Genomic DNA, 3,062 nt, shown 5'->3' with positions numbered 1-3,062 from the left:
GCTCGTAAAGGTATAAAACATCCCCCCATCCCCGTTCTCTCTTGATCCTTTTTTGATGGGGGAGAGTGAACAACTACATCTTGACTGTGTGATGAACCAGTTGTAATGGCTGCTGAAATTCAGCTATGGCAAAGCTTGTGCGTAATATCGGATGGCGGCTGATTAAATCTGCGATCGCTGACTGTAAAATATTCAAATCAAGGGGCGATCGCAGATGATAACTGAAGATATCGTGATAAAGTCCTGTATCAACGCTGTATTCGCTGTGAAAAACCATCCCGGCTTGGAGCTTTGTCAATGGGTATGCGTCTTCTATATCTTCAGAGAAGGAAAGTTTTTCTTCCTGAGAAATTAGACTAAAAGGCTCTATTTTTGGTGTAGATAAACAATGGTTTTCACGACGAACAACTTGAGCTAGTTGATGGATTGTCTGATATTGGAAAAGTTGCTGGAGGGAAAAATTTAACCCAAGTTGTTTGGCTTTTGAGAGAAATTGAATTCCTAAGATAGAATCTCCCCCTAACTCAAAAAAGTTGTCATCAATACCAATCAATTGAATCTTGAGAACTTCAGACCAAATATTAAATAATACTTCTTCTTCTTCAGTCTGAGGAGCCATAAAACTAGCTGCTAATTCTGGCCTTGCCTGAGTCGGTATTGGCAGAGATTGACGGTCTATTTTGCCGTTGGAAGTTAATGGTAAAGCCGACAAAATCACAAAAGCCGAAGGCACCATGTATTCAGGCAATGTCTGCTTCAAAAACAAGTGCAATTCCGTATTTGAGAGTTTTTTTGAGACAACAAGATAAGCGCATAAGCGTTTTTCTCCCGGCTGATCTTCCCGCACAATCGCTACTGTTTGTTTGACAGATGGGTGAGCTGTGATCGCTGCCTCAATTTCGCCAGTTTCAATCCGAAAACCACGAATTTTTACCTGATGATCGATCCGCCCTAAATATTCCAAATCTCCTGAAGATAAATAACGAGCTAAATCGCCTGTTTTGTACAGACGCGACTTGGCATCGTTGCTAAATGGGTTAGGAATAAATCTTTCTTTAGTTAGTTCGGGACGGTTAAGATAACCCCGGGCTACACCTGCACCACCAATGTACATTTCACCCACAACCCCAATAGGTACGGGGTGAAGATTCTGATCTAGCAGATAAACTTGCAAGTCAGGAATAACACAACCGATCGCACTAGCTGAACTCTTTAAATCTGCTATTGTCAAGGGGCGATAGGTGACATGAACAGTCGTTTCCGTAATCCCGTACATATTAACTAATTGGGGCGCAGTATCTCCATGTTGATCAAACCAAGGTTTTAATTTGTGAAATTCCAGCGCCTCGCCACCAAAAATAATCAAACGCAGCTTGAGATTCTGATTAACTCCTTTAAACTCTTCTGCTTCAATTAATTGCCCAAAAGCTCTCGGTGTTTGATTCAGAACAGTCACACCTTCAGAACACAAGAGATCATAAAAAGCATCCGGTGAGCGACTCACATTATAAGGAACTACTACCAAACGACCACCGTAAAATAAAGCGCCCCAAATTTCCCACACGGAGAAATCAAAAGCATAAGAATGGAATAGGGTAAATACATCTTGCTCGTTAAATTGGTACCACTCTTTTGTCGCAGCAAACAATCGAATTACATTAGCGTGTGTAATTAATACGCCTTTTGGTTTCCCAGTAGAACCAGAAGTGTAGATTACATAAGCAAGGTTGTCCGGTTTTACCAAGCAATTAGGATTTTTATGACTTTCGCCAGCAATTTCTGGCCAGTCTGTGTCCAAGCAAATTATCAGTGCTTGGTTTTTTGGCACTTTGTCCACAAGTTGCCTTTGCGTCAATAGAATTGGCACCGCAGCATCTTGCATCACAAATGCCAAACGTTCTTGCGGATAGCTCGCATCTAAAGGTACATAAGCGCCCCCCGCCTTGAGAATTCCTAATAATCCTACTACCATATCTAGGGAACGCTCGACGCAAATACCTACTAATATTTCTGGTTTTACGCCTTTTGCTTGCAAATAATTAGCTAACTGATTAGCTCGTTCATTTAATTGTTTATAAGTTAATTGTTGATTTTCAAACACCACTGCTACTGCATCGGGGCTACGCTTTACTTGCTCTTCAAATAGCTGCTGGATGCATTTGTCTTTAGGATATTGAATTTCTGAATTATTACATTTTGGAAGTAATTGGTAACGTTCTTCTGGTGTTAGTATGTCAATTTCTGATAATTTACAATCAGGATTAGCCGTTACAGTTCCCAAGATTTGCCGAAAATGCCCCAGCATTCTCTGGACAAAATCTGCATGAAAACCATCTTTTAGGAAAGTTATCGCAACAGAAGTATCTTTAGCATCAATTTCAAAAACTAATTGAAACTTGTTTAACAAATAACTGCGGCTGCAAAATCCATCTTGTATCAAAGCAATATCAAAAATTGCTGCTGGATTACCGCCTCTGGCAAGGAACGTTTCGATAAAAGCATCTACATCATAGCTTTGGTAGCGGTATCCCTCTTGGAGATTACTGCGGGTTGTTTTTAATAAATCCTTAAATGAGGTGAAATTTTGACCATTGAAGCGCAAAAAAATAAGGCTATCCGATTTGTCTAGGTTTAAAGCACCGATTGCTACTGCAAACTCTTCTTGAGCAGTATATTTAAATATTAGCAATTTGATTGCTAAGAGATATAAGGCGAGCTTATTAACAGGAGAATTAGCAGTTAAATCATATATTCTCTCACGTAAACTTACAGATATAGCATCAAATATTGTTACTTTTTCCTCGGCTTTATGCTGATTTACATTCTTAAATAAAGGTGTAACTGGCTGAATATCTATAAGTTGCCGAATTTGGTAATCTAATGAAACAATATTTGCTTTTGTAAGTTCCATAAACTTCTCCATAAATGGTGTTGCACATTCGATTGATGGTTTTTTCTGGAGAATTGCAACATTGCTGATAAATTAGGGACTTCCATAAAATAAACTATTCCACCAACAATAATGATAATCATTTTAAAGGGGGGTGAAGGGGCTGCCGTCG

General features: G+C 39.4%; 2 protein-coding genes. Both read right to left on the bottom strand.

The window, feature by feature from the left end; all coding sequences use genetic code 11:
• Positions 1-73 precede the first annotated feature (73 nt).
• Positions 74-2,911 carry a non-ribosomal peptide synthetase gene (locus CDG77_RS34370; protein ID WP_223270155.1) on the bottom strand — a complete coding sequence of 946 codons (2,838 nt, stop codon included), beginning with the start codon at positions 2,909-2,911 and terminating at the stop codon, positions 74-76.
• Positions 2,878-3,062: hypothetical protein (locus CDG77_RS38350; protein ID WP_223270154.1), on the bottom strand; the 185-nt coding region annotated here is incomplete at its 5' end. The genes CDG77_RS38350 and CDG77_RS34370, both read right to left, overlap by 34 nt.

This window comes from Nostoc sp. 'Peltigera membranacea cyanobiont' 213 (assembly GCF_002245975.1).
Classification (GTDB): Bacteria; Cyanobacteriota; Cyanobacteriia; order Cyanobacteriales; family Nostocaceae; genus Nostoc.
The sequence above is the reverse complement of the archived record's forward strand: the minus strand, read 5'-3'. Positions and strand labels throughout refer to the sequence as shown.